The sequence below is a fragment of the Mesorhizobium sp. SEMIA396 genome, from assembly GCF_024518615.1.
GTDB lineage: Bacteria > Pseudomonadota > Alphaproteobacteria > Rhizobiales > Rhizobiaceae > Mesorhizobium.
Genome location: NZ_JANIFC010000005.1, coordinates 350,696 through 373,405 on the forward strand (window position 1 = coordinate 350,696; position 22,710 = coordinate 373,405).

Genomic DNA, 22,710 nt, shown 5'->3' on the forward strand with positions numbered 1-22,710 from the left:
ATTCCTCAGATGCCCATTCGACTGACTTCGAGATAGGCGGAAACCACCTTGTCGCGGATGGCGACGGCGGTCTGAAGCGCCTGCTGCGCGCTCATCACGGCGTCGACCACCTGACGGGTGTCGGCGTCGCCCTTGAGCGCCTGCAACGATACCTGCTCGGCATTCTGCAGCGTGTTCACGGTCTTGGAGGCTGCCTGGCTCAGCGCCTCGGCGAAGGAGGTGCCGATGGTGCCGCCGGCCGAAGGTGTCGCACCGCCCTGGAGCAGGCTTGTGGCCGTGTCGTCGCCGCCGATCGACGGCTTGAACTGAAGCGCTCCGATACCGCTGATCATTACTGGTTCCTCATCAGGTCGATGGTCATGGAAATCAGGTCGCGGGCCTGCTTGACGACCTGAAGGTTGGCCTCGTAGGAGCGGTTGGCCTCGGTCATGTCGGCCATTTCGATCAGCACGTTGACGTTGGGCATCTTGACGTAGCCCTTCTCGTCGGCTGCCTCGTTGCCGGGCTGGAACTCGACTGGAAAGTCGCTGGGGTCTCGATCGATCGAATTCACTGCAACGGTTGAGCTGCCGGAGGCCCTGTCAAGCTCGGAGACGAAGCTGATGGTCTTGCGGCGATAAGGATCGGAGCCGGGCGCGGTGCCGGTCGACTGGGCGTTGGCGAGATTTTCGGAAACCACGCGCAGGCGCTCCGACTGGGCGCCGAGGCCGGATGCTGCGACTTTGAGGGCTGCGGTCAGTGCGTCCATGGTCAGCTCTTCACCGCCATCATCATCATCGTATGAAACGCCTTGACGATCGCCGTGTTGAGTTCGAAGGAGCGGCGCACCTCGCCGGCTTTCAGCAACTGGTCTTCCAGAACGACCGAGTTCTTGGACGGCATGACGACGCCGTCATTCTCCTGCGGCTTGATGGTGAAGCCGGCATTGGTCGCCGCATTGCCGAGATGGCCGGCCTGGGTCGCCTGCAGCGATACGGCAGCGCGGTCGAGCACCTTTTCGAATGGCTCGACATCGTTTGCCGTATAGCCTGGCGTGTTGGCATTGGCGATGTTGCCGGCGACTGCCGACTGGCGCACGGCCAGCCATTGCGCTTGCTTGGCGGCGAGGTCGAAAAGGGAAACGGGCTCCATGGGAATCTCCGAGCAGGTACCCAGAGACTAGGCCGCCAGTCTTGCGCGGGCCTTGCGGATGGCGGGAGCCGGAGATCGTTTATCTGGAGAGTTCGATCACCCGGTCGGCACTGGTGACCATGACCCATTTGCCGTTGCGCTGCTCGATGGAGGACACCTGACTGGAGTCAGGCAGTATCGAGCCGCGCTGGACGATCCAGAGGCCAGCGTCGTCCTGGATCATGGCACGGCCGTTAGCGACATGAACCATGCGGAATTTCGCCGCGTCGGCCGGAAACGGTTGCTCGTCGGGTGCGGCTGCGGGATTGGCGTCGTCCCGCACCGTCCCCGTGGCAAGAAGATCGAGATTGGCCGCGGGAATATCCTTTGCCGTCAGCGGCGCGCTGCGTTGCGCGACCACGCCGCCGCCCGCTCGCCCGGAATTGGAGCCGGTGCCGCCGAACTTCATCGCCTGGACGCCAAACTGGTCCTGGTTGAAGAAGATGTACCAGGGAAACAGGGCGCAGATCAGGCCGAGCGTGATGCCGAGCGCGGCTATGACGAAATCGCTGCGTCGGTCGGACTTCTTCTTCAGTCGGGGAAACGGTGCCTTTGGCGGCTGCGGCCATTCGGTGCGCGGGAACAGCCCGTCGATCAGCGAGTCGCGGCTGGCCTGCGTCATCTCGGCAGCCACCGCCTGGGGAGCCCGGGGCAGAGCGGGTTCGACGGGCCTGGCCAGATCAGGATCGGCTTTGCCAGCTCGTGGCAGGATTGGCTTGACGGCTCTGGCCAGAACGGCCTCGGCTTTGGCTGCGATGTCACGGGCGGCCTTTGCCTTGGCGGTTCTCGCTTCGTCAGCCTCGGCTTGCTCCACGGCGTTGGCCTCGGCGATCATGTCGCGCAGGATGCGCTCGGTATATTCGCGTTCAGTCTCCGGCATCGGCCTTCAGCTTGCTCTTGAGGTGGCGGGCGAGATCGGAGAACGGGTCGGTCGACGGGCGATCCTTCGGCGCTTGCGTCAGCGCCTCATAGATCAGCGGCACCTGGCGCACGGCGATGTCCAGTTCGGCATCGGCGCCCCCCTGATAGGCCCCAAGCAACCGGATATCGCGCGTGTCCTCGAAGCGCGAGATCATCGACTTCAGCCTTGTCACCAGCGCGCGCTGTTCTACGCTCCAGGCCTTTCCGGCCAACCGCGATATGGACGACAGCGGGTTGACGGGGGGATAGCGACCCTGTTCGGCGATCGCACGGTCGAGCACGACATGGCCGTCGAGGATGCCGCGCACGGAATCGGCGACCGGATCGTTGTGATCGTCGCCGTCGACCAGCACGGAAATGATGGCGGTGATGGATCCTTTGCCTTCCCCGCCCGGCCCGGCGCGTTCGAGCAGCTTGGGCAGTTCGGTGAACACCGAGGCCGGATAACCGCGCGCGACCGGCGGCTCGCCGGTCCCCGTCGCCACCTCACGCAGGGCGTGGGCGAAGCGGGTGATCGAATCCAGCACCAGCAAAACGCGATGCCCCTGGTCGCGGAAATGCTCGGCGACGCGCATGGCGGTGTCCGGCGCACGCCGGCGCATCATGGCGCTTTCGTCGCTGGTGGCGACGACGGCGACGGTCTTGGCCATGCTCTCGCCGATAGTATCCTCGAGGAATTCACGCACTTCTCGGCCGCGTTCGCCGATGAGCGCCACCACGACGGTATCGAATGCGTCGGCGCCGGCGAGCATGGCGAGCAGCGTCGACTTGCCGACGCCGGAGCCGGCAAAGATGCCAAGGCGCTGGCCGAAACAGAGCGGCGTGAAGATGTCGATGACCTTGACGCCGGTCATGAAGGCAGTGCCGACGCGTTGCCGCGCCATGGCTCCCGGCGTCGTCTGGGCGCCGCGCGATGTGTCGTCTCCCCGGGCGAGCGGCGGGCCGCCATCGATCGTCCTGGTGAGTGCGTCGATGGTGCGGCCGCGCCACGAGGCATGCGGCGCCACCACGAGCGGACCTCGGCGGAAAACGGCATCACCGATGCCGGAATCGGCGCTGCGTTCGAAGGGTGCCACGACGGCCTCGTCGCGGCCGATCTTGACGATCTCGCCGCGCCGCGCACCGGCATCGCCGCGCTGCTCGACGATGTCGCCCAGCCTGGCGAAGCCGGAAAGGCCGTGCACCTTGTAGTGCGTGGGCGTGACTTCGATGACGCGGCCGCCGCGCTTGAGCAGCGCCTCGGCGTCGGCGAAACGCCGCCAGACCCGTTCCAGCGCGGCAAGCCGGTCTTCCGGCGCCGGCTGGAGTTGTCTTTCGGGTGCGCGCAGGGATGGTTGGTCGAGCGACATGGATTATTTCGAGCCGAGCGTCTTGATCGCCTCGTCTGTGGACGAGTCGGTCTGCCGCATCAGGGCGGCGGTGTTCTCGAAGGCGCGCTGGACCATGATCAGCCGGGTGATCTCCAGCACCGGATTGACATTGGACTCTTCGAGAAAACCCTGGGCGACGCCGACATCGGAGCGGTCGGTGACAGGCTCCGGGGTGCGTGCCGGAACGATGCCGGAATTGCCGTAGCGGACGAAGTTCGGGCCTGGGTCGAAATTGTAGAGACCGATCGAGCCGACAAGCTGATCGTTCTGGCGCAACGAACCATCGGCCCCGGCCTTGGGTGGGCCGTTGCGGGGATCAAGCTGGATCGGCGAGCCGCCGGCATCGAGCACCGGGTGGCCCTCGATCGACATCAGCTCGCCGTTCTCGTTCATCGAAAAGCGGCCGTCGCGGGTCATGACGGTGCCGACCGGCGTCTCTATGGCAAACCAGGCATCGCCCTGGATGGCGAAATCGAAGGGATTTCCGGTCTCGCTCAAGGCGCCGTGGGCGCCGGAAAGGTAGGTCTTGCCCGGGGAGGCGAAGGATACCGATTTCTGCCCGGTGCCGGAGACGACGTCCTCGAACTTCACGCCGGTAGCGCGAAAGCCGATCGTCGAGGCGTTGGCGACGTTGTCGGCGATGGTGTCGAGGCGCCGCTCGAGCGCGATCTGCGACGAAAGGGCGACGTACAGGCTGTCCCGCATGATGGCCTCAGAACCTCAATTTCTGCATGGCCATCATCAGGTCGGTGGAGATGCCGACGGTGAGTGGCTGGGCAAATAGCACGCTGACCGAGGTGACGGCCGATGAAGTCGGGTGGTTGATCTCGTACATGCTGGTGAAGCGGGTCAGGAACTTGCCGAGTTTCTCGGGGTCGGAGAAATCCGAGATGTCGAGTTTTTGCTCGAACAGCTGCGCCTGCTTGTCGACGTCGGCGGTGGCGAAGGAATCGGGCAGGCCGAGCACGGTGCGCACGACACTGGCAAGCGCGGTGTCGGCCAGCACGTCATACCAGCTGGTGATGGTTGGGGCCTTGCGATCGAAGTAAAGCGCCAGCCGCACGCCCTGGTTGGCCTGACCGGCATCCTCTTCGAGGGTCTGGCGCATGTATTTGTCGACGGTCGGCTGCTGCGCCGGATTGATGGTGGTGGTGTTTTCGCCATAGGCTTCGAAGTTGAAGGCGGAGGCAAGCGCGGCATAGGTCTTGTCCGTCATCTTGTTGGCGACACTGTGGGGGTCGCGGACGCCGCCTTGCAGAACCCGCTTGATGAGATCCTTGTCCTCCGTCGCCGAGTCGAGACCGAATGACGCCAGCGCGTATGTGTAGAGCCGGCTGTTCGACATCAGATCGTCGATCGACTTCACCTTGGTGATGTTGGCAAGATAGTATGTCGTCTCGCCCTTCACATAGGCCGAATTGGGATCGAGGCCGGCGATCTGGGCCTGGATGGCATAGTTCTTGGTCACCAATTGCTGTGTCTTGTTGTAGATGGTCGCATCGGCGCCGTTGGCGGCGAAGTTGAAGGCGCTGACGAATTCGGCGTAACGCTTGTCGGTCAGCTTGTTGGCGAAGCTGTCGGGATCGGAGACGCCTTCCTTGAGTGCCTTGACCATGAAGGCCTTGGCGTAGTCCATGTCCTCCAGCCCGTAGGCCTTCATGGCATACTTGAACAAACGGTCGTTTTTGACGAAATCGTCGATCGATTTCACCTTGGTGATATTCGCGAGATAATATTTGGTGTCGCGATCAACCACGGGCTGCTGCTCGATCCTGTCGATCGATTTTGAAATGTCCTTGGTGATGAGCTGGTAGCTCGTAAAGGTATTGAGCAAAGACGTGCCTCCGGCCGAAGCTATGCCGGCACAATACCCCTACTTCCTTGCGCGAAACTGAATCGCTTCCAAGCCCTCGATTCAAGCCTCACACAAGGCACGGGGACTATCCCTAGCTCCTGATGTGAAATGCGGAAGGACCTGTCGTGGGCATTCTGATTGGACTGGTGGTAACGCTCGGCTGCGTCCTTGGCGGCTTCATGGCCATGGGCGGCCATCTTCACGTGCTGATCCAGCCATGGGAGGTCGTGATCATCTGTGGTGCGGCTTTTGGCACCTTCCTCGTTGCCAATCCGATGAAGACGGTCAAGGACACCGGCAAGGCCATTCTCGAAGCCTTCAAGCAGGCGGTGCCGAAGGAACAGGACTATCTCGAGACGCTCGGCGTGCTGCACTCGCTGATGCGCGAGCTGCGGTCGAAATCCCGCAGCGAGGTCGAGGCGCATATCGACAATCCAGAAGAGTCGGCGATTTTCCAGGCGTTCCCAACCGTGCTGCACAATCATGACCTGACGCATTTCATCTGCGACTACTGCCGTATCATCATCATCGGCAATGCCCGCTCGCACGAGATCGAGGCGCTGATGGACGAAGAGATCCAGACCATCAGGTCCGACAAGATGAAGGCCTATCACGCGATGGTGGCGGTGGGCGATGGCCTGCCGGCGCTCGGCATCGTCGCCGCCGTGCTCGGCGTGGTCAAGGCGATGGGCGCGCTCGACCAGTCGCCGGAAATCCTCGGCGGTCTGATCGGTGCCGCACTTGTCGGAACGTTCCTCGGCATCTTCCTGTCCTATTCGGTGGTCGGACCGGTCGCGACCAAGATCAAGACGGTGCGCGAAAAGAAGAACCGCCTCTATATCATCGTCAAGCAGACACTGCTGGCCTACATGAACGGTGCGCTGCCGCAGGTAGCGATCGAGTTCGGCCGCAAGACCATCTCGTCCTATGAACGGCCGACGATCGATGCCGTCGAACAGAGCACGATGAATACCGGTGCCGTCGAAAAGAAGGCCGCCTGAACGATGCGCGATAGATCGGTCCCAGCACTGTCATGACCAGTCCGGGCAGCCCAGCGGAAGCGCGTTCGCTGATCATCGAGCGTCTGGTCGGCGACAGCGGCGAGGCCGCGCAGGTCATCGACGCAGGCCGCGCCATGGCCGAACGCGCCGTACCGCTGTTGCAGAAAAGCCTGACCAGCGAGCTTGGCGTTCCGGTCGTCGTCGACCTCAAAGCGATCGAGGTCAGCCGCGTTCCCGAGGCGCGTTCGCGTGCCGGCGACACGTTCGCCATGACCGTGATCGGCTCGTCGGCGTCCTCTGATGCGATGACCCTGGTGATCGATGCTCCGGCGATCGCGATCATGGTCTGCACGCTGTTCGGCGGCGACCCGGATCTGCCGGCATCGCCGATCGAACGCGATCTGTCGCAGATCGAAATCGATGTTTCGACCATGGTGTTCCAGCAGGTCGCGCAGGCCCTCAACGGATCGGGAAAGCGCTCGCTCGACCTGCGCCTGCCCGCGCCGCGAGCGATGTCCGGCACCGAGGCGAAGCGGTATGTGCTGCGCGATGGCGCGGCAATCCGCATCGTGCTTGGCATCTCGACGCCGGCCGATAGTGGCACCGTCACGGTGACGATGCCGCAGCGCGTCGTGCTGGCCAGCCGCGACGGAGCCGTGCCTGTCAGCGACGACGATCACGGCCCCAGCTGGCGCGCCCGCTTTTCGGAAGAGGTGATGCGCTCCACCGTGGCGCTCGAGGCCACGATGCCGCTGGCGCGGCTGACGCTCGGCGATCTCGCCGGTTTCGAAATCGGCGACGTCATCGAATTCGAGGAAACGGCCCAGTCCCAGGCGCGTCTCAGCGCACGGGGCAAGACGCTGTTCGTATGCGAGTTCGGCAAACTGGGACAGAATTACACCGTCCGGATCAGGCATCCTTACGACGCCGGGCAGGACTTTATCGACGGGCTGATGCCGGCTGCCGCCGGACGCGCCTGAGCATTTGGAGACGATCATGGCCAAAACCAAGGCGGAAGCCGACCTCGACCAGCCGGACGAGCAACTCGATCGCGCCATCGAAGAGTTGCGCGGTGTCCTGCATGAAGAGGAGCAACGCCCCGATGCGGCCTTCAGGGCGGCCTCATCAGCCAATTCGAGCGTGATCATGAACATCCCCGTCGATGTCCAGATCATCCTCGGCAGCACCGAGATGCCGGTCTCCGATCTGATGGCGCTGCAAAAAGGGTCGACCGTGGCGCTCAATCGCCGCATCGGCGAACCTGTCGACGTCGTGGTCAACGGCCGCAAGATCGCGCGCGGCGAGATCACCGTGCTGGAAAGCGATCCGTCGCGGTTCGGCATCAGGCTGACCGAAATCATCGCCGGCACGAAGGGCGCCTAGACATGGTTTGCGGGGCTTGCCGGTGGCAGCGGAGGCGAGTGGCATGACGACGCCGGTGACCTTGACCCGCGCGCAGAAGGCGGCCGCCATACTTGTGGCGATGGGCAAGCCGTCGGCCAGCCGCCTGCTGAAATTCTTCAAGCAGGAAGAACTGAAGGCCCTGATCGAGGGCGCCCGCCTGCTGCGGACGATTCCGCAAAGCGATCTTGAGCGCATCGTCGCCGAGTTCGAGGCCGAGTTCACGGAAGGGGCGGGATTGCTCGATTCCGCCGACAGGATGGACACCATCCTCAACGAATCGCTCTCGCCCGAAGAGATGAGCGCGATCATGGGCGACAAGAAATTCGAGGTCGCACCGGAAGGCCCGCCGCCGATCTGGCCCGAACTCGAAAAGCTCGAACCGGCGCGGCTTGGTGCCTTCCTGGCCGGCGAGCATCCGCAGACGGCGGCCATGGTGTTGTCGAAGCTGGCGCCGCAGGTGGCGGCCAACGTGCTGCTGACACTGACCAAGCCGATGCGTGGAGAAATCATCAAGCGCATGGTGACGATGGCCAATGTTCCCGACGCTGCCGCCAGGATCGTCGAAAACCGGCTGCGCGCCAGCGTGCTGGCGGAAACCTCGACCAAGGACACCTCGGCCGGGCAGGCGCGTGTCGCCAGCGTTCTCAACGAACTCGACAAGCCGCTGCTCGAGGAGGTCATGCAGGATCTGGAAGCAGCCGGCACGCCTGATCTCGACGGTGTGAGGGCTCGCCTGTTTGCTTTCGACGACTTGCCGTTGCTCACCCAGAAAGCCCGGGTGCTGCTGTTCGACGGGCTCTCGACCGAACTGGTCACGCTGGCCCTGCGCGGCACTTCGGCCGCACTCGCAGAATCGGTGCTGTCGGCCATCGGCGCCCGCTCGCGGCGCATGATCGAAGCCGAACTCGGACAGGGCTCGGACGGGGTCCCTCTCGCCGACATCACGGCGGCCCGCAAGACGATCGTTACGACGACGATCCGGCTGTCGCGCGAAGGCGCCTTCGAACTGCCCTCGACCCAAGACGCCGCCTAAGGCCGCGCCATGGCTGACGCGGTCGACAAGGATTCGAAAACCGAAGAGGCGACGGAAAAGAAGATCCGCGACACCATCGAACAGGGCAAACTGCCCCATTCGCGGGAGACAGCGCTCCTTGCCTCGTTCGTTGCCATCCTGGTGTTCACCGTCTTCTACGCCAAGGATGCGATCATCGATCTCGGCATGTTCCTGTCGATGTTCCTGGAGAAGCCGGAAGCCTGGCCGATGGACACCGAGACCGACGTCATCGCGCTCTACAAGATCGTCCTCCTCGAGGTTGGCCGCGCCATCCTGAGCCTGATGGTGCTGCTGACCGTCGCCGGCATCGGCGCCTCGGTGTTCCAGAACATGCCGCAATTCGTAGGCGAGCGGATCCGGCCGCAACTCTCGCGCATTTCGATCGCCAAGGGATGGAACAGGCTGTTCGGCATCCAGGGTTGGGTCGAGTTCCTGAAGTCACTCGGCAAGGTCGGGTTTGCCATCGTCGTGCTGAGCTTCACGCTGTCGGAAGACCACCGAAAGCTGCTCGCCGGGATGATCACCAATCCGGTCGCATTCGGTCTCGTCATCCGCGGCATCGCCGTCGACATCCTGGTGGCGATCGTCTTCGTCATGGGGCTGATCGCGGCAATCGACATCGTCTGGTCGCGCTTCCACTGGAAGCAGGATCTGCGCATGAGCAAGCAGGAGGTCAAGGACGAGTTCAAACAGTCCGAGGGCGACCCGATCGTCAAGTCGCGGCTGCGCTCGCTGGCGCGCGACCGGGCGCGCAAGCGGATGATGACGGCGGTGCCGCGCGCGACGCTGATCATCGCCAACCCAACGCACTTCTCGATCGCGCTGAAATATGTGCGCGACGAGGACTCGGCACCCATGGTGCTGGCCAAGGGGCAGGATCTGGTGGCGCTGAAAATCCGCGAGATCGCGCGGGAACACAACATCCCGGTCTTCGAGGACGTGGCGCTCGCCCGCTCCATGTACAAGCAAGTTTCGGTCGATAGTGTGATCCCGTCACAATTCTACCAGGCCGTCGCCGAACTGGTGCGGATCGTCTACTCGAAAAAGGCTGAGCGCAGACAGATTTCATGAACCGGCAACCACACGCAAAATCTCGCGAGATCATAGTCGCCAGCGCCATCGAGCAGGTGGTGGGGGAACTCAGGCTGATCGATGTCGCCGACTACATCGCCTTTATCCGGCTGGAGCATTTCGCGTGCCTGTCGGACCTGGTCGATTCAGCGGTCGAGTTGTTCTTCATGCCGGGCACTCTGCGGCTTGGCCATGGTGGTGAGGCGCATGTCGACTGGAGCGGCAGCCCGCGCATCGTGCTCGATCTGGAACTGAGGCCGCCCGGCGTCACCGTCTATTTCCAGCTGACGCTGAGCGAGCTCGGCGCTTCGGTGGCGGTCAACTACGTGTCGTTCGAGAAGCCGGGCGAAGACCCGGAGCACAATACGGCGCTGCTCGAGGCGGTGATCGAACAGGCGCGTATCCGCAAGGTCGAGCCGCTCGCCTATCGCTGACGTCGGTCGCTATCGAGCTGCCTGTCGAAAACCCCTATTCGATCAAGCCCAGCCGCAGCGCCTTGGCCACGGCCTGGTTGCGATTGACGGCGTTGAGCTTCTGGGTCGATTGGGTCAGATACTGGTTAGCGGTGTGCACCGATAGTTTCAGGAGCCGCGCGATCTCTTCGCTGGTGTTGCCGTTGGCGGTCAGCTTAAGGCATTCGAGCTCGCGCTTGGAGATTGCCCGCATGCGGCCGGTATCGCCCGGACGGATGCGGGCGACGGCGGCGAACAGCGAAAAGCAGCGGGCGTGTATTTCGTAGAGCGCATCCTGCTGCAAGGTCATCTCCGAGCCCAGGAATACGACAAGACCGCATTGGCCGCGGTCGGCGTGCACGGGAAAAGCGATGCCGCTGGTTCCGGGCACCAGCGCCGCCATCTGCTCGGTCCAGGCGAGAGTGGTAAACAGCTCCACCATGGCAAGGACGCCGTCATCCGTCCACCAGCGCGGTTCGGTCGAGAGGCGGGTGTGGCGCACGATCTCCTCGCCGTTGGCGCCTGAGATGAACTTGGTCGCCACGGCAATGCCCGGATAGTCGGAATCAAAGCATGGCACGAGCCGCGCCCGCTCGGGCGAGGGGCTTACGAAGAAGAGGCCGAAAGCCGAGGCATTCATGTCAACGGCGATCCAGCGGCAGCGGCGCACGGCATCGGGAATGGTGACCGCGTGATGGGTTTCGGAGCCAAGGGTGAAGGCTCCGAACGGGTTGCGCTGCTCGTTGAAAAGGGCTTCGGCCGTTTCCTTGATATCGGCGTGTTTCAAATGATGCCGCTCCTGATCGCCGTGGCGATGGCCATCGCGCGGTTGCTGGCCGCGAATTTCTGGATGGCGTGGGTGATGTAGCTGTTGACGGTGTTGGAGGAGACGCCAAGGATGACGGCGACCTCGTCGGTGGTCTTGCCTTCGGAAACCCAGAACAGGCATTCGCGCTCCCGATCCGACAACGGATCCTGCATGGCGGCAGCGGCAATCAGTTGCGGGATGTGCGAGAGCGCGTAGCAGCATTTCAGTTGCGCCCGCATCAACGCCGGCTGGTCGATGCTGCCGGCGGTCGCCGCAGAGAACAGGGCGAACAGGCGCTGGCGACCGACATTAAGGCGCAGCGAATAGATTTCGGCATGGCCGAGCACGTCGAGAAGGCGGGCTTCCTCTCCGGTGATCAATCCGTCTGTTTCTGGTGCCCGGGATGCCACGAGCGGATGTGGACGGATACCTGGCGCGACGGTGAGCGCGCCTTGCGCGAGCCCGGCGATCAGCCGCTTGCCGATCAGCTCGATGGCATCGAAAATCCAGTTGGAGGAGACGATGCGCGCATCGTTGCGGTCCTGGTCGTGGACAATGGCGACCAACATGTAGCTGTCGGCGCCGATCTCGGCGGTCAGTTGCATGAAAAAGCTGGTGAGATCGCCGCGCGACGTCAGGCGCGAGCCCAATGTGTCGGATTGAAGAAGTGCGGCGGGACTGCTCATTCTTGTTGCTTTTGGCCGGAATCGTTTCTGCTGTCCGGATGCTGGAAGCCAGCCGCCAAACCCGAATACGCATTACTTTGACGAAGACACACGCGTGGCGCAGGGCTGCGCCGAACCAAATCCCGAATCCATTCAGGGAACGCGAAGCCGTCCGCGTCTGGTGCCGGAAAAGCTCCGGAACAAGAGACTTTGGGTGTTCGCCGCGCCCCCCAAGGACCGGCTGATTCGGGTCTAATCTACCCGCAGTTGAATCTGACATCAAACGCGATTTGACAAAATCGAATCCGATGGACACACGTGCGACTCAGAGGTCGGTTTTCGCGCCTCGGAACAGAAGACCGGGACGCGAAAACCTTCGCCGGCCATTTCGGCGGCCGGTCGATTTCGCCAGGCTCGGGAGCATTGAACAGATGGGCGCGCCGGTTGCCGTGCCGAAGGCTGGTGCCTTGGCCCGATAGTGGGAACCGGGCGATGTTGCCGCCCGGTCCCGGCCGTCCCTTGCTTATGCCTGTCGTTGTCCCAAAACCGCTAGATGCTCCGGGACGACAGGCATTTACCGATCCTCGAACCCGGTCAGCACGCCGACCGCGTTGATGCCGATCTCCTCGACGGCATAGCCGCCTTCCATGACGAACAGCGTCGGCAGGCCGAGCCCGCCGATGCGGCGGCCGATCTTTGGATAATCAGATGTCTTCAGCTTGAACTGGCTGATCGGGTCCTTCTCGAACGTATCGACACCCAGCGAGACGATGACGACATCCGGTGCATAAGCGGTGAGCCTGGCGCAGGCATCCTCGAGCGAGGCGTTCCATGCATCCCAGTCGGTGCCGAAGGGCATCGGATAGTTGATGTTGAAGCCTTCGCCGGCACCCGCGCCGCGTTCGTCGGCATGGCCGAGGAAGAACGGGTACTCGACCATCGGATCGCCATGCAGATTGAGCACCTGGACGTCGGCACGGTCGTAGAAGATCTCCTGCGTGCCGTTGCCGTGGTGATAGTCGACATCGAGGATCGAGATGCGTTTGGCGCCCTGGTCGCGGAACCATTGCGCGGCGACGGCGGCGTTGTTGATGTAGCAATAGCCGCCCATGAAGCCAGCCCCGGCATGGTGGCCGGGCGGACGGCAGAGCGCGAAGGCGGAAGCCTCGCCATCCTTGACCAGGCCGGCGGCGGTCAGCGCCACATCGTAAGAAGACTTGATCGCAGCCCATGTGCCTTCGACGAAGGTGGCGCCGGCATCGAAGGAATAATAGCCGAGCAGTGCGTCGACGCGCTTTGGCGGCACGTCGCCGCGCAGGCCGCGCGTCGGCCAGGTGAAGGGCATCGCCGTGCCCGTGAGGCCTGCTTGCAGCCATTGCGGCCAGACCGTCGGAAGAAAGTCGATATAGTCCGATTTGTGGATGCGCTTGGCGGCGGCGAGGTCATGTTCGTGCGGCGCGATGATGGGACCCAGTTTCTCGCTTTCGACCCGTGCCTTGATGAATTCGGCCCTCGATGGCTTTTCGAAACCCGGCACGATGGCTGATGTGACCAGTTCCATTTGGCCGGCATGGCCGGCGTGAAGGGGGGAGAAAACAGTCTTCATAAATTCCTCTCGAAGTGCGAAATCAGTCAAGATTCAAGATTGAGATAAGGGCTCACCAGAGCGAGCCACATTCTTTCCACATCATCCTCGATGAGGTCGTATGTCTTGCGGTCGCTTTTCAACCCGACAAGCCGGCAGGCGTGCCCGACGTCCATCATCAGCACGCCGAGCCGGCTGGCGATCTTGTCTTCAAGCGCCGGGTTCACATGCTGCAGCCATGCGGCGTAGAGCGCGATGATCTGCTCGTCATATTCGTTCTGGATCGGCCTGAGGTCGGCATTGCCTGAAATGGCCTCGATCACCGGCATCAGGCTGGCGTTTTCGAGGTAGAGTCTGGACGTGTCGATGAAGAGCTTGCGCACTTCGCGCCGAAACTCTTCACGGTTGGTGGGCGGGGCGACCTTGATACGCTTGGCGATCACCTCGGGAAAGGATGACAGCCAGCGCCGGGCGAGGTCCAGAAGAATGGCTTCCTTGTTGGGAAAGTATTGGTAGATCGAACCAACCGACAAGCCTGCGCGCTGCGCAATGGCGAGCGTCGTGGGCGTCTTGGTTCCTTGCTCCCGCGTCAAGACCAGCGCTGCGTCGAGAATCCGGTCGACCACCTTGCTGGAGCGTTGTTGCCGCGGCTGTTTGCGCGGTTCGAGCGCTATCCTGGTTTTGCGATCGAGACTGCGCTTCACTGTCCGATGTCCTCGTTCCCCGCCCGGTCTCAACATGGTGGGAGCTTGCTGTCCACAATACATTCCAGATTCGGCATGTTGACAAACGCGAATAATCAGTCGCATTCTTTATCCACGCTGCCTCTCGGGATGACAAGGGGAATTTCCAAGACAGCGCACTGGCATTCTTTTTCGTCCATGGCGTCGCTCCGGTGGGGTGGCAGGTTGTTGGACAAGAGGGTTTATCGGTCCCAGTCAGTCGTCAAAAGCGCGGAGTCGCGATGTCTGTCACAGGTGCGGGTCACAATGCGGATCTGATCGTCATCAACGGTCTCGTGCAGACCATGGACGACGACAATCCCACCGCCGAGGCTGTCGCCGTCAAGGATGGCGCAATCGTCGCCATCGGCAGCCGCGCCTCCATCGAAGAGTTCAAGGGACCGGCCACCAGGGTCATCGACGCCAAGGGCGGTTCGGTGGTCCCGGGGTTCATCGAAGCCCATATGCATCTGTTTTCGGGCGGGGCTGAACTTGCCCACCTTCAACTCACCGGTATTCATGGCTTCGAGGCGCTGCAGAAGGCGATCCGCGACTATGCGCCGACCCGGCCCGACGCGAAGATGCTGGTCGGCCAGGGCGTCGACTACACCGTGCTCGGCAGCGAGCGCGTGACGCGCCATCACCTCGACGCCATCTTGCCCGATCGCCCGTTCTGCATGGCGGCGCCCGACCATCACACCATGTGGGCCAACACCAAGGCGCTGGAAATGGCCGGCATCCTGCAGGGGCGCACGCTTGGTCCGGGCAATGAGATCGTCATGGGTGACGATGGTCTGGCCGCCGGTGAATTGCGCGAAGGCGAGGCCTTTGGCCCGGTGCTCGATCTTGCCGGCGAAGGCCGGGTGCGGCTGGGGCTGTCGACCGGCGGCGAGCCGGACCCGATGCCGACGACGGCGGAGCGGGACGCCGACCGCGACATCATGCGGCGCGGGCTCGCCTGGTGCGCCCGCCACGGCATCACCTCGATCCAGAACATGGACGGCAATCTCTATCAGCTTGAGCTGCTGGCCGAGATCGACGCCGAGGAAGGCTTGCCCTGCCGCGTCAAGATCCCGTTCCACTACAAGAATTTCATGACGCTCGACATGCTCGACAAGGCGTCTGATATGGCCGAACGCTACAACAGCGAATGGCTGTCGTCGGGCATGGTCAAGGTGTTCTACGACGGCGTTCTCGATTCCTGGACAGCTGTCATGGTCGAGCCTTATGCCGACCGGCTCGACTGGGTGGGCGAGCCGCTGTTCACGCCGCAACAGTTCATCGATCTGGCCGTCGCGGTCGACAGACGCGGGCTGCAGATCGCCGTGCATTCGATCGGCGACGGCGCGGTGCGCGCGGTGCTCGACGGTTATGAGGCGGCGCAGAAGGCGAACGGCAAGCGCGACAGCCGTCACCGCGTCGAGCACATCGAGGTCACCACCACCGCTGATGTGCCGCGTTTCGCCGAACTCGGCGTCATTGCCTCCATGCAACCGCCGCATCCGCCGGGCGCAATGGATTTTCCACTGGAGCCGACGGTATCGCGCATCGGGCCGGCGCGCTGGCCGCTGAGCTATGCGTGGCGGACCTTGAAGGATGCCGGCGCGCATGTCGTCTTCGCATCGGATTGGCCGGTGTCGCCGATCGATCCGATCCTGGGCATTCAGGCGGCAGTGTTGCGCAAACCGTGGGCAGAAAGAGACCCGGACCAGAGTTTCTCACTGCATGAAGCGATCGCCGGTTACACGATCGAGGGCGCCTACGCCGAATTCGCCGAGCACCGCAAGGGCACGCTGAAATCAGGCTACATGGCCGATCTGGTGGTTTTGTCGATGGATATCGAGAACACCGCCCCGGCCGACCTGCACAAGGTGCGGCCGGTGACGACGATTTGCGGCGGCAAGGTCACCTATCAGGCCTGACTATGGCATGGGGCTTGCAGGCCTCAATGACTGATTGAACTGTGACCCAATGCCGGGCTTGCCAACCCACCGGCCATGTGGTCACATCGAACAGGGGAAGAGCTCCGCCAGCAAGAGCGGGGTCAACAGTGAGGCGTAATCGTGCCGGACAAACCGGATCGGAATGCGATTGAAGTAGTAAACGTCAGAAAAATTTTCGGATCAGGTGAGGGGCAGGTAGCTGCCCTCGACACGGTCTCGGTATCTATCCGCGAGAACGAATTCTTCACGTTGCTGGGGCCATCCGGCTGCGGCAAGACGACGTTGCTCAGGCTGATCGCCGGCTTCGACTTTCCAACCGCCGGTGAGATCCTGCTCTACGGCCAGGACATCGCGCCGCTGCCGCCCTTCAAGCGGCCGGTCAACACCGTGTTCCAGTCCTACGCGCTGTTCCCGCATATGACGGTGGCCGACAATATCGGCTTTGGCCTGGAAATGCTGGGCAAGCCGAAGGCCGAGATCAAGGCGCGCGTCGCCGAGATGCTGAAGCTGGTCAAGATGGAAGCTCTCGCCGGCCGCCGCACCGGCCAGATTTCCGGCGGCCAGCAGCAGCGCGTGGCTCTGGCGCGGGCGCTGGCGCCGCAGCCGAAGGTGCTGTTGCTCGACGAACCGCTGTCGGCGCTCGACTTCAAGCTGCGCAAGGACATGCAGATCGAATTGAAACGACTGCAGCATGAGACCGGCATCACCTTCATCTTCGTCACCCATGACCAGGAAGAAGCGCTGACGATGTCGGATCGCATTGCGGTGATGTCGGCGGGCAAGATCCTGCAGGTCGGCTCGCCGTGGGACATCTACGACAAGCCGGCGGAGCGCTTCGTCGCCGACTTCATCGGTGAAACCAACTTTCTCACCGCCGCGGTCTCGAACATCGGCAATGGCAAGGCGCGCGCCACACTCAAATCCGGCGCGACCATCGAGGCGACCGTTGCCGAGGGCTTCCAGCCGAAGGACAACGCCACCGTGGTGGTGAGGCCCGAGCATGCCAAGCTGACCAAGGACAAGGGCGAATTGTCCGGCACTGTCGACAACATCGTCTATTTCGGCACCGACACTCATATACATGTGCGGCTCGACAGCGGCGAGGTCTTCACCGTGCGCCAGCAGAACACGCGCAGCGCCGGTTGCGGCTTCGAGCGCGGCGACAAGGTCGGCATCGTGATCGGCAATGACGCCGCGCAAGTGGTGAGGGACTGATGGCGAGCGCGGAAGAAGTCGCCAAGGAAGCCGAACGCAGAGATATCCGCGATCGGTGGGTGCTGTCGGCGCCGGCACTGATCATCATCTTCCTGGCGGCGTCCGGCCCGCTGCTGATCGTCGTGATCTATTCCTTCCTGACGCCGGGGCCCTATGGCGGCGTGGTGTGGAAATTCTCCACCGATGGCTGGCTGTCGGTGCTGTTGCAGCGCGACATCTTCGACGACACTCTGGCCTTCGCCGATGCGCATTTGTCGATCTTCTGGCGTTCGATAAGCCTGTCGTTCTACACCACCGTGCTGACGTTGTTCTTCGGCTTCCCCACAGCCTATTTCATCGCCACGCGACCGCCGAAGACGCGCGAGGTCTGGGTTTTCCTCGTCACCATTCCGTTCTGGACGAATCTCCTGATCCGCACCTTCGCCATGCAGCAGGTGATCCGCAACGAAGGGCTGGTCAACACCGCGCTGATGGCGCTCGGCATCATCAAGCAACCGCTGCAGATCATGAATACCGACGCGGCCATCTTGCTCGGCATGATCTATGTCTACCTACCTCTGATGGTGCTGCCGATCTACGCCTCGATGGAGAAGCTCGACTTCCGGCTGGTCGAGGCCGGATATGACCTCTACGCCGGTCGCTGGCAGGTTCTGCGCCGCATCGTCTTCCCGTTGATCAAGCCCGGCGTCATAGCCGGCTCGATACTGGTCTTCATTCCCTCGCTTGGCGCCTATGTCATTCCGCGGGTGCTGGGCGGCGGCAAGAACATGATGCTCGGCAACCTGATCGAACTGCAGTTCGGCGCAGGCCGTAACTGGCCGCTTGGCGCGGCCATCTCAATTACGCTCATGGTGCTGGTGATGATCGCGCTCCTGTTCTACGTGCGCAACGCATCCCGGTCGGAGGGAGCCCATGGCTAAGCGTCCGTTCGACATCCAGGCGCAACCCGGCTTCGGGTTCATGGCGCTTCTGACCTTCTTCGCGCTCTATCTGCCGATCGCGGCGCTCGTCACCTATTCGTTCAACACGGCGGATTCGCTTTCGCGCTGGGATGGCGTCTCACTGCGCTGGTTTATTTCGGCCTGGCACAATTCGGCTGTGCAGGACGCCTCCGTCCGCTCGCTCGTGCTGGCAGTCTCGGCCGCCGCGCTATCGACGATCGCCGCCACCATGGCTGCTCTGGCCACGACCCGCACGCGGCCCTATCCCGGCCTTACCTTCAAATACGCCTTCATCAACCAGCCGCTGATGGTGCCGGAGATAGTCACCGGCGTCGCGCTCCTGATCGTGTTCTCGCGCATCAAGGTCTGGACCGGTTACTCAGGACTCGGTTACCTGATCGCCGCCCACACCGCCTTCTGCATCCCGTTCGCTTACCTGCCGATCCGGGCGCGGCTGGACAGCATGGACCTGACGCTGGAGCGCGCAGCCGCCGACCTATACGCCACGCCCTGGAAAGCCTTCCGTTTCGTGACGCTGCCGCTCTTGAGGCCGGCCATCATCGCGGGCTTCATGCTCGCCTTCGTCATTTCGCTCGACGATGTGGTCATCACCGAATTCGTCAAGTCCGGCGGCCAGGATACGCTGCCCACCTACATGCTCGGCCAGTTGCGGCGCGAAACGAGCCCGGAAATCAATGCGATCGCCACGGTATTTCTTGCGCTGTCGGTGGTGCTCGTAACCGTGTTCTACTTCGTCAATAGGCGCAAGCCATAACCAACGATTGCCAAACGGGAGAATAGCAATGAAATGGAAGACCACGGCTGCCACGGCGGTATTCGCAATGTTTGCCTTTGCGGGCAGCGCGTATGCGGAAGGCGAACTCAGCATCTTTAATTGGGGCGACTACACTAGCCCCGAGATGATCAAGAAGTTCGAGGATACCTATAAGGTCAAGGTGACGACCACCGACTACGACTCCAACGACACCGCGCTAGCAAAGGTACGCGCCGGTGGTCATGGCTTCGACATTGTGGTGCCGTCGGCCAACTACGTGCCGATCTGGGTGAAGGAAGGGCTTCTGCTTGAGGCCCGGCCCGACCAGATGGAGAACTTCAAGAATGTCGACGAGCGCTGGGTGAACGTTCCCTGGGATCCGGGCCGTCATTATACGGTTCCGTGGCAGTGGGGCGTGACCGGCATCGGCGTCAACACAAAGGTCTATGACGGCGACATCAACACCTCGGCCATCTTCCTCGATCCGCCGAAGGAACTGGTTGGCAAGATCAATGTCGCGCCGGAAATGAACGACGTGCTGTTCGCCACCATCAAGTATCTGGGCGGCAACTGGTGCACGGACGACAAGGAATTGCTCAAGAAAGTGCGCGACAAGCTGGTGGAGGCCAAGCCGAAATGGCTGGCCATGGATTATAGCGTGACCGATAAGCTACCGGCCGGCGACTATTCGGCCGTCTACTACTGGAACGGCGCCATCATGCGCTCGCGCATCAAGAACCCCGACATCAAGTTCGGCTACCCGAAGGAGGGCTTCCCCTTTTTCATGGACAGTGTTGCCATCCTCAAGGATGCCAAGAATGTCGACAACGCCAAGCTGTTCATGAACTTCATCATGGATCCCGAGAACGCCGCCATGATCTCCGCCTTCGCCAAATATGCCAATGGCATCAAGGGCTCGCAGGCATTCTTGCCAGCCGACATGAAGGATGCGCCCGAACTGGTGGTACCGCCAGAACTGGAGAAAGCGGGCGAGTTCCTCACCCCTTGCTCGCCTGAGGTGCAGCAACTCTACACGCGCATCTGGACGGACGTTCAGAAATAGCGGCACTCCGCCTTCTTCCGCGCGAGTTGGAAGACGGCGGGTCAAGGGCCGTATGAGGGGTAGCGCTGAATTCGCAGCGTTCGCGCCGCCCCTCACCTGGCCTGCCGGCATTGCTCTTCGCCATGGCGTCGGGCGTTCGTCACTCGAAAGGCCCAATCGGGGGCTTTTTCGTCCGCTGTGCAGACCGCCCTCATTCAAGTGAACTGAAGAGCGGCATGCGGCGGCAGGGGATTCTCATGCAGTCATACCGCAACAGCGACGCGCGGCCGCCGATCATGCAGGGCTCGCCGCCCGCCATGGTACCGCCGAAGCTCGACTGGGACCGGCCGCCGTGGAACCGCTGGGCGTTCCAGCACATCCGTGAAATTCTGCCGACCGCCGAAGTCTGGCGCGGCAATGGCCATCGCCACCGCTTCGAACGCGCCGAGGTTGATCTCGACGGGCTGGCGGTCGAGGACAGCGAGGGCATGCCGACGACGCTCGCCGGGTTGCTCGACGAGACCTATACGGACGGCTTTCTGGTGCTCAAGGACGGCAAGGTCGCCTATGAGCGCTATTTCAACGGCATGGATGAGCGCACGCTGCACTTGTCGCAGTCGATGGCGAAGTCCGTTACCGGTTCGGTGTTCGGCATACTGGTCGGGCGCGGCCTGATCGATCCGGCCAGACTGGTAACAGATTACCTGCCGGAACTCGGCGTTACCGGCTGGACCGGCGCCAGCGTCCAGCATGTGCTGGACATGACCAGCGGCGTCCGTTTCTCAGAGGAATATACCGACCGCTATTCCGACATCGGCCAGGTCGATGTCGCCACCGGCTGGAAGCCGGTGCCGCTGGACAGCGATCCGGCCTTTCGTTGGCCCTCGCACATGTTCGAGCTGATCCTCGGCTTGAAGGACACGATCCGCCCGCACGGGGCTCAATTCGAATACCGCTCGATCGAGACCGACGTGCTTGCCTTCATCATGGAGCGGGTGACAGGCAAACGGCTGCCGCAGGTGGTTTCGGAAGAACTCTGGCAAAAGCTCGGCGCTGATGAAAGCGCCTGCTTCACGGTCGATAGCGCCGGCTATGCGGTGGCCGACGGTGGCTTCAACGCGACGCTGCGCGACTATGGCCGCTTCGGCCAGCTGATCCTCGACAATGGTGGCGGCGTCGTGCCGGCCGGCTGGGTCGAGGCGACGCGCAACGGCAGGCATGGGCCGGACTTCAGCCCCAGCCTGCCGGAGGGCAGCTATCGCAACCAGTTCTGGATCGAGGATCCGCGCTCGCGCGCACTGATGTGCCGCGGCGTGTTCGGTCAGATGATCCATATCGACTGGAACACCGGAATGGTCGTGGTGAAGCTTTCGACCTGGCCGGATTTCGCCAATGGTGCCTATTCCATAGCGACGCTGAAGGCCGTGCACGCTATCGCCACGGCACTTCGCTGAGCCCCCACAAAGAAAAAACGACCCGGAAGGAAACGCCATGACCGGCAAGACCGTGTTCGAGACCCGCTATGGCTTCCGGCGCAACCAGGTGGTGCTCGCCAACTGGCGCGAGAACCCCTTCAACCGGTGGTCGTTCCAGAACCTCGGCGAACTGGTGCCGACCGCCCGCGTGGCGGCGACGTCGGGCGTTGTCGAAACCCCCGTGCGCGATATGGGCGGCCTGCTCGGCGAAAAGGTCGCGATCGCCGGCACATCGGAGACAGTGGCTGAATTTCTCGCGCGTTCGAGCACCGACGCACTGACGGTGATGAAAGACGGCAAGATCGTCGGCGACTGGTTCGCCCCGCATATGGATTTCGGCGCCCGCCACATCATCTTTTCGATCAGCAAGTCGCTGACCGCCATCATTGCCGGCATTCTGGAAGGCGAGGGCGTATTCGACCCGGAAGCGCCGGTGACGGCCTACATCCCTGAAGCCGCCGGCTCGGCCTATGGCGATGCGAGCGTGCGGCATGTGCTCGACATGAGCGTCAGCCTCGATTTCGAGGAAGCCTATCTCGATCCGGAGAGCGCTTTCGCCCGCTATCGTCGCGCCACGCTGTGGAATCCGGGCGGCGGCACGGAGAGCCTGCGCGAATTCATTTTGACCTTGCAACGCCTTGCAGAGCCGCATGGCCAGACCTTCCGCTACCGCTCGCCGAATTCCGACCTGCTCGGACTGCTGCTCGAGCGCGCGTCGGGCCAGCGGTTCACCGACCTGATGCGCGAGAAGCTGTGGCTGCCGCTCGGCGCTGTCGGCGAAGCCTCGATCGGCGTCGACATGGAAGGCACGGCGCGCACGGCCGGCGGTATTTCGGTGACGCCGCGCGACCTGGCGCGTGTTGGCGAGATGATGCGGCAAGGCGGGGTGGCCAATGGCCGCCGCATCGTGCCGGAAGCCTGGGTGCGCGATACGGTTGCTAGCGGCGGCAGTTCCGACGCTTGGCAGCGCGGCGCGATGCAGCCGCTGTTCCCGAAGGGCCGCTATCGCAACAAATGGTACCAGACGGGCTTGCCGAACGGCGCCTATTGCGGCATCGGCATTCATGGCCAGTGGCTGTATGTCGATCCCAGGACCAAAGTGGTGATCGCCAAGATGTCGTCGCAGCCCGAGCCGGTCGACGATCCGCTCGATGTCGAGATCGTCGCCTTCTTCGAGGCGCTGAGCCGGATGGTCTGATCCTCGCTTGGCCGCCACATTAGCGCGCGCTTTCCTGTGGACC

General features: G+C 62.7%; 24 protein-coding genes. 13 read left to right on the forward strand and 11 right to left on the reverse strand.

Annotated elements, in window-relative coordinates; all coding sequences use genetic code 11:
* Nucleotides 1-5: 5 nt before the first annotated feature.
* The 7 genes from NP503_RS15535 to NP503_RS15565 all read right to left on the reverse strand — a co-directional run bounded on the left by NP503_RS15535 (nt 6) and on the right by NP503_RS15565 (nt 5,295).
* Nucleotides 6-332 carry a flagellar hook-basal body complex protein FliE gene (locus tag NP503_RS15535; RefSeq protein ID WP_127268379.1) on the reverse strand — a complete coding sequence of 109 codons (327 nt, stop codon included), beginning with the start codon at nt 330-332 and terminating at the stop codon, nt 6-8.
* Nucleotides 332-748, reverse strand: a complete 417-nt coding sequence (gene flgC, locus NP503_RS15540; RefSeq protein WP_013529797.1) for a flagellar basal body rod protein FlgC — start codon at nt 746-748, stop codon at nt 332-334. The genes NP503_RS15535 and flgC overlap by 1 nt, the downstream gene beginning before the upstream one ends.
* A 2-nt stretch (nt 749-750) precedes the next feature.
* A complete protein-coding gene (gene flgB, locus NP503_RS15545) occupies nt 751-1,131 on the reverse strand; it encodes a flagellar basal body rod protein FlgB (RefSeq protein WP_027038255.1) in 381 nt (126 codons plus the stop codon).
* A 79-nt stretch (nt 1,132-1,210) separates the two neighbouring features.
* Nucleotides 1,211-2,050 (reverse strand): hypothetical protein, encoded by an 840-nt coding sequence (locus NP503_RS15550; protein WP_127268378.1) that lies wholly within the window; start codon nt 2,048-2,050, stop codon nt 1,211-1,213.
* The gene (gene fliI / locus NP503_RS15555; RefSeq protein ID WP_127271435.1) at nt 2,037-3,440 is read right to left on the reverse strand and encodes a flagellar protein export ATPase FliI; all 1,404 of its coding nucleotides are present in this window, start codon (nt 3,438-3,440) and stop codon (nt 2,037-2,039) included. Before fliI ends, NP503_RS15550 begins: the two co-directional genes overlap by 14 nt.
* Nucleotides 3,441-3,443: 3 nt before the next feature.
* Nucleotides 3,444-4,166, reverse strand: a complete 723-nt coding sequence (flgF, locus tag NP503_RS15560; protein WP_127269591.1) for a flagellar basal-body rod protein FlgF — start codon at nt 4,164-4,166, stop codon at nt 3,444-3,446.
* Between the two features lie 7 nt (nt 4,167-4,173).
* Nucleotides 4,174-5,295, reverse strand: a complete 1,122-nt coding sequence (locus tag NP503_RS15565) for a DUF1217 domain-containing protein (protein WP_127269590.1) — start codon at nt 5,293-5,295, stop codon at nt 4,174-4,176.
* A 146-nt stretch (nt 5,296-5,441) separates the two neighbouring features.
* Here NP503_RS15565 and motA point away from each other — a divergent pair, with 146 nt between their 5' ends.
* From motA to NP503_RS15595, 6 genes are read left to right on the forward strand one after another with little or no spacing between them, the layout of a single operon-like run.
* Complete coding sequence (motA, locus tag NP503_RS15570) at nt 5,442-6,317, forward strand: flagellar motor stator protein MotA (protein WP_127271433.1); 876 nt, start codon at nt 5,442-5,444, stop codon at nt 6,315-6,317.
* 32 nt (nt 6,318-6,349) lie between these two features.
* Nucleotides 6,350-7,297, forward strand: a complete 948-nt coding sequence (locus NP503_RS15575) for a FliM/FliN family flagellar motor switch protein (RefSeq protein WP_127269588.1) — start codon at nt 6,350-6,352, stop codon at nt 7,295-7,297.
* A 16-nt stretch (nt 7,298-7,313) separates the two neighbouring features.
* Nucleotides 7,314-7,700, forward strand: a complete 387-nt coding sequence (gene fliN, locus NP503_RS15580; RefSeq protein ID WP_023809994.1) for a flagellar motor switch protein FliN — start codon at nt 7,314-7,316, stop codon at nt 7,698-7,700.
* A 43-nt stretch (nt 7,701-7,743) separates the two neighbouring features.
* The gene (locus NP503_RS15585; protein ID WP_127271430.1) at nt 7,744-8,754 is read left to right on the forward strand and encodes a flagellar motor switch protein FliG; all 1,011 of its coding nucleotides are present in this window, start codon (nt 7,744-7,746) and stop codon (nt 8,752-8,754) included.
* A gap of 9 nt (nt 8,755-8,763) precedes the next feature.
* The gene (gene flhB, locus NP503_RS15590) at nt 8,764-9,846 is read left to right on the forward strand and encodes a flagellar biosynthesis protein FlhB (RefSeq protein WP_127268990.1); all 1,083 of its coding nucleotides are present in this window, start codon (nt 8,764-8,766) and stop codon (nt 9,844-9,846) included.
* Nucleotides 9,843-10,280: a hypothetical protein gene (locus NP503_RS15595; protein ID WP_127268991.1), complete on the forward strand. Its 438-nt coding sequence runs from the start codon at nt 9,843-9,845 to the stop codon at nt 10,278-10,280. Before flhB ends, NP503_RS15595 begins: the two co-directional genes overlap by 4 nt.
* 34 nt (nt 10,281-10,314) lie before the next feature.
* Here NP503_RS15595 and NP503_RS15600 read toward each other — a convergent pair whose 3' ends face one another.
* The 4 genes from NP503_RS15600 to NP503_RS15615 form a co-directional block, all read right to left on the reverse strand.
* Nucleotides 10,315-11,085 carry a response regulator transcription factor gene (locus NP503_RS15600; protein WP_127271428.1) on the reverse strand — a complete coding sequence of 257 codons (771 nt, stop codon included), beginning with the start codon at nt 11,083-11,085 and terminating at the stop codon, nt 10,315-10,317.
* Nucleotides 11,082-11,792 carry a helix-turn-helix transcriptional regulator gene (locus tag NP503_RS15605; protein WP_127268993.1) on the reverse strand — a complete coding sequence of 237 codons (711 nt, stop codon included), beginning with the start codon at nt 11,790-11,792 and terminating at the stop codon, nt 11,082-11,084. The genes NP503_RS15600 and NP503_RS15605 overlap by 4 nt, the downstream gene beginning before the upstream one ends.
* A gap of 553 nt (nt 11,793-12,345) precedes the next feature.
* Nucleotides 12,346-13,377: a histone deacetylase family protein gene (locus NP503_RS15610; RefSeq protein WP_127268994.1), complete on the reverse strand. Its 1,032-nt coding sequence runs from the start codon at nt 13,375-13,377 to the stop codon at nt 12,346-12,348.
* A gap of 26 nt (nt 13,378-13,403) precedes the next feature.
* Nucleotides 13,404-14,060 carry a TetR/AcrR family transcriptional regulator gene (locus NP503_RS15615; protein WP_127268995.1) on the reverse strand — a complete coding sequence of 219 codons (657 nt, stop codon included), beginning with the start codon at nt 14,058-14,060 and terminating at the stop codon, nt 13,404-13,406.
* A 260-nt stretch (nt 14,061-14,320) separates the two neighbouring features.
* On the opposite strand from NP503_RS15615, the gene NP503_RS15620 reads away from it, so the two are divergent.
* The 7 genes from NP503_RS15620 (at nt 14,321) to NP503_RS15650 (ending at nt 22,667) form a co-directional block, all read left to right on the forward strand.
* Nucleotides 14,321-16,000 carry an amidohydrolase gene (locus NP503_RS15620; protein ID WP_127271425.1) on the forward strand — a complete coding sequence of 560 codons (1,680 nt, stop codon included), beginning with the start codon at nt 14,321-14,323 and terminating at the stop codon, nt 15,998-16,000.
* Nucleotides 16,001-16,141: 141 nt separating this feature from the next.
* Nucleotides 16,142-17,236, forward strand: coding sequence for an ABC transporter ATP-binding protein (locus NP503_RS15625; RefSeq protein ID WP_127268192.1), 1,095 nt, complete (start codon nt 16,142-16,144; stop codon nt 17,234-17,236).
* On the forward strand, nt 17,236-18,156 hold the full coding sequence (locus NP503_RS15630) for an ABC transporter permease (protein ID WP_127268193.1): 921 nt from the start codon (nt 17,236-17,238) through the stop codon (nt 18,154-18,156). The genes NP503_RS15625 and NP503_RS15630 overlap by 1 nt, the downstream gene beginning before the upstream one ends.
* Nucleotides 18,149-18,952, forward strand: a complete 804-nt coding sequence (locus tag NP503_RS15635) for an ABC transporter permease (protein ID WP_127268194.1) — start codon at nt 18,149-18,151, stop codon at nt 18,950-18,952. The genes NP503_RS15630 and NP503_RS15635 overlap by 8 nt, the downstream gene beginning before the upstream one ends.
* 28 nt (nt 18,953-18,980) lie before the next feature.
* On the forward strand, nt 18,981-20,015 hold the full coding sequence (locus NP503_RS15640) for an extracellular solute-binding protein (RefSeq protein WP_127268195.1): 1,035 nt from the start codon (nt 18,981-18,983) through the stop codon (nt 20,013-20,015).
* Between the two features lie 236 nt (nt 20,016-20,251).
* Nucleotides 20,252-21,448, forward strand: coding sequence for a serine hydrolase (locus NP503_RS15645; protein ID WP_127268196.1), 1,197 nt, complete (start codon nt 20,252-20,254; stop codon nt 21,446-21,448).
* Nucleotides 21,449-21,485: 37 nt separating this feature from the next.
* The gene (locus NP503_RS15650) at nt 21,486-22,667 is read left to right on the forward strand and encodes a serine hydrolase (RefSeq protein WP_127268197.1); all 1,182 of its coding nucleotides are present in this window, start codon (nt 21,486-21,488) and stop codon (nt 22,665-22,667) included.
* Nucleotides 22,668-22,710: the final 43 nt, after the last annotated feature.

What these genes read in the sequence shown, in the direction of transcription:
- NP503_RS15535 (WP_127268379.1), bottom strand. Translation starts at nt 332, where the DNA reads ATGATCAGCGGTATCGGAGCGCTTCAGTTCAAGCCGTCGATCGGCGGC.
- flgC (WP_013529797.1), bottom strand. Translation starts at nt 748, where the DNA reads ATGGACGCACTGACCGCAGCCCTCAAAGTCGCAGCATCCGGCCTCGGC.
- flgB (WP_027038255.1), bottom strand. Translation starts at nt 1,131, where the DNA reads ATGGAGCCCGTTTCCCTTTTCGACCTCGCCGCCAAGCAAGCGCAATGG.
- NP503_RS15550 (WP_127268378.1), bottom strand. Translation starts at nt 2,050, where the DNA reads ATGCCGGAGACTGAACGCGAATATACCGAGCGCATCCTGCGCGACATG.
- fliI (WP_127271435.1), bottom strand. Translation starts at nt 3,440, where the DNA reads ATGTCGCTCGACCAACCATCCCTGCGCGCACCCGAAAGACAACTCCAG.
- flgF (WP_127269591.1), bottom strand. Translation starts at nt 4,166, where the DNA reads ATGCGGGACAGCCTGTACGTCGCCCTTTCGTCGCAGATCGCGCTCGAG.
- NP503_RS15575 (WP_127269588.1), top strand. Translation starts at nt 6,350, where the DNA reads ATGACCAGTCCGGGCAGCCCAGCGGAAGCGCGTTCGCTGATCATCGAG.
- fliN (WP_023809994.1), top strand. Translation starts at nt 7,314, where the DNA reads ATGGCCAAAACCAAGGCGGAAGCCGACCTCGACCAGCCGGACGAGCAA.
- NP503_RS15585 (WP_127271430.1), top strand. Translation starts at nt 7,744, where the DNA reads ATGACGACGCCGGTGACCTTGACCCGCGCGCAGAAGGCGGCCGCCATA.
- flhB (WP_127268990.1), top strand. Translation starts at nt 8,764, where the DNA reads ATGGCTGACGCGGTCGACAAGGATTCGAAAACCGAAGAGGCGACGGAA.
- NP503_RS15595 (WP_127268991.1), top strand. Translation starts at nt 9,843, where the DNA reads ATGAACCGGCAACCACACGCAAAATCTCGCGAGATCATAGTCGCCAGC.
- NP503_RS15605 (WP_127268993.1), bottom strand. Translation starts at nt 11,792, where the DNA reads ATGAGCAGTCCCGCCGCACTTCTTCAATCCGACACATTGGGCTCGCGC.
- NP503_RS15610 (WP_127268994.1), bottom strand. Translation starts at nt 13,377, where the DNA reads ATGAAGACTGTTTTCTCCCCCCTTCACGCCGGCCATGCCGGCCAAATG.
- NP503_RS15620 (WP_127271425.1), top strand. Translation starts at nt 14,321, where the DNA reads ATGTCTGTCACAGGTGCGGGTCACAATGCGGATCTGATCGTCATCAAC.
- NP503_RS15630 (WP_127268193.1), top strand. Translation starts at nt 17,236, where the DNA reads ATGGCGAGCGCGGAAGAAGTCGCCAAGGAAGCCGAACGCAGAGATATC.
- NP503_RS15635 (WP_127268194.1), top strand. Translation starts at nt 18,149, where the DNA reads ATGGCTAAGCGTCCGTTCGACATCCAGGCGCAACCCGGCTTCGGGTTC.
- NP503_RS15640 (WP_127268195.1), top strand. Translation starts at nt 18,981, where the DNA reads ATGAAATGGAAGACCACGGCTGCCACGGCGGTATTCGCAATGTTTGCC.
- NP503_RS15645 (WP_127268196.1), top strand. Translation starts at nt 20,252, where the DNA reads ATGCAGTCATACCGCAACAGCGACGCGCGGCCGCCGATCATGCAGGGC.
- NP503_RS15650 (WP_127268197.1), top strand. Translation starts at nt 21,486, where the DNA reads ATGACCGGCAAGACCGTGTTCGAGACCCGCTATGGCTTCCGGCGCAAC.